This window comes from Staphylococcus sp. GDX8P54P, assembly GCF_017893165.1.
Lineage (GTDB): Bacteria > Bacillota > Bacilli > Staphylococcales > Staphylococcaceae > Staphylococcus > Staphylococcus borealis.
Window position 1 is genome coordinate 1 of the sequence record NZ_JAESMM010000041.1, and the last position, 2,517, is coordinate 2,517.

The 2,517-nt window shown below is 30.4% G+C and carries 2 protein-coding genes; one reads left to right on the top strand and one right to left on the bottom strand.

Features of this window, described 5'->3' with window-relative positions; genetic code table 11:
• The first annotated feature begins 334 nt into the window (after nt 1-334).
• On the top strand, nt 335-511 hold the full coding sequence (locus tag KA909_RS11525) for a hypothetical protein (protein ID WP_193839723.1): 177 nt from the start codon (nt 335-337) through the stop codon (nt 509-511).
• Nucleotides 512-975: 464 nt separating this feature from the next.
• On the opposite strand, the gene KA909_RS11530 is transcribed toward KA909_RS11525, so the two are convergent.
• Nucleotides 976-2,052, bottom strand: coding sequence for a branched-chain amino acid aminotransferase (locus KA909_RS11530; protein ID WP_070855001.1), 1,077 nt, complete (start codon nt 2,050-2,052; stop codon nt 976-978).
• Between the last annotated feature and the right edge of the window lie 465 nt (nt 2,053-2,517).

The following is a 2,517-nucleotide window of genomic DNA, read 5'->3' on the forward strand; positions in this document are numbered from 1 at the left end:
ACAGGAGTCTGGACTTGACTAAAGGTTGCATAATATATGTCAAAATCTAAATTGAGATTAATTCTAAATATTATATATTTTGGATCAATCATATTACTTTGTATTTTTATGTGGATAACAGATATTCATATTCTTACAAATATTTGGGGAATTATAATTTTTTGGTCATACGTTTTCATTTTTCAATTTATAATCGATCACTACGCACCTAAACAGAAAAAACATGATGATGATAAATAGCTATATACTTTGACTTTTTAAAATTTATTAAAAAACTGCATAATTAAAATGTGGGGAATTTCTAAAATGACTTAAAAATGTTGGGGTGTCTATGATGAAATACAGAATAATTGCAGGTGTTATATTTTTAATAATACTAATTGTTGCTACGTTTTATGTTCAGCCAATGCTTACTTTAGATAATCAATTATCAAATTTAATATATATTTTAGCATTAGTTATTATTGGTGCTGTATTAGGCTATATTAGTCGACGTTTAGATGGGAAATAGCTAATTACTGTTTCGAAATCTACCAAATTTATAACGAACTCCATTTAAAAACATTTCCTTAATGATGCTAAAGGAGAGATTGATAATGAAAAAATATCAAATAGCCTTAACGATTAGTTTGGTATTATTGAACATATTCTCAATTATTTTCATCGCATTTTTTCATATTCCATATGGTAAGACCATTTTCTATTCTCTTTTTTTAGTTATAATTATCGTTTTTTTCTTAATAGATATGAAAATTGAGAAAGATAATGATAAAAATTGAACAAGTAATACATTAAAATTTAAATAATCAAATCTTTAAGTTCTAAATATTTAAGTCCATAAGGTCAAAGTATTCAATTATCTAATCGCTTTTTTTAGATATCATTCAAAAAGCATAGACTCAAGCCATCACAATTGAATAAAATAAAAAGCTAGAAACCTCAATTACTTGAGATTTCTAGCGCAATAAACATGCTTTATTTATATTCTGGAACTACGACTCTCCAACCATGCGTATCTTCTAATTTACCACTTTGGATGCCAGTGTATGTGTCATATAATTTTTTAGTAATTTCACCAGGTTCGTTATTGTTGATGACGATTTCTCTATCTTCATATTTTAAAGTACCTACTGGTGAAATCACGGCAGCTGTACCTGACCCGAATACTTCAGTCAATTCACCTTTGTCGTATGCTTCAAATAACTCATCGATTGATACTTTACGTTCTTCAACTTCATAGCCTAACTCTTTCGCCAATTCAATGATTGATTTACGTGTAATACCTGGTAAGATACTACCATTTAAAGCAGGTGTAACTAATTTTCCATTTTCAACGAAGAAAATGTTCATACTACCAACTTCTTCAACATATTTTTGTTCTACACCGTCTAACCATAGCACTTGGTCATAGCCTAAATTATTAGCATTTGTTTGTGCTAATAAACTTGCTGCATAGTTACCTGCTACTTTAGCAAATCCTACGCCACCACGTACGGCACGAACATATTCATCTTCAACGTAAATTTTAGTTGTTTTTAAAGTGTCTCCGCCATAATAAGCACCTGATGGAGATAAAATGATTAATAATTTATATTGATGAGATGCTCTTACACCTAAGATACCTTCAGTGGCAAATACAAATGGACGAATATATAATGATTGTCCTTCGCCTTCAGGTACCCAATCACGTTCAACGTCTACTAATTGTTTTAAACCTTCTAGTAATAATTCCTCATCTACTTTAGGCATCTCTAAACGTGCTAATGAATCATTGATACGTTTGAAGTTTTGATCTGGTCTAAATAATACAACTTCGCCTTCATGTTTATAAGCTTTTAAACCTTCAAATACAGCTTGTCCATAATGAAGACCTTGTGCAGCTGGTGAAACTTCAAATGGTGCATAAGGAACAATTTTTAAATCATGCCAACCTTGATCTGCATCATAGTCAAAACTTAACATGTAATCTGTGAAGTATTGACCGAATCCTAAATTACCTTCTGGTTTTTCTTTAAGCGCGTCGCGTTGTTCAAATTTTACTTTTTCTGACATGATGAAAGCCTCCTAAATCATTCTAAGTTAATAATAGTATATTAAATTATAGCAATCTCATAATGGTGATTCAATAAATTTTCTAAAAATTCAAACTAAATACCAATTGTAAACCCTTACTTCAAAAATAACATACTTCAATAATGAATTTAAATCCAACTTCGAAATTGAAAATTATAAAATGACTAATAGTACATAGTTGCGTGCTCACACACTTACGTAAATAGTTCTAAGATAGATTACGAAACATAGTTGCGGAGACTCCTAGGGGATCTTTAATTTTAATGAACCTATGAGCAATAGCTCTTAGGTAAGTAGTTCTAAAATGGATAATGGAACGTAGTTGAGCGACGCCTATGTTGATTATTAATGAACATAAGTGCTAGCGCACTTATGTAAGAAATTCTAAAGATGAACTACGAATGACTTTGGATGACTCTTGGCGCCTTATTTATTGAACACAAG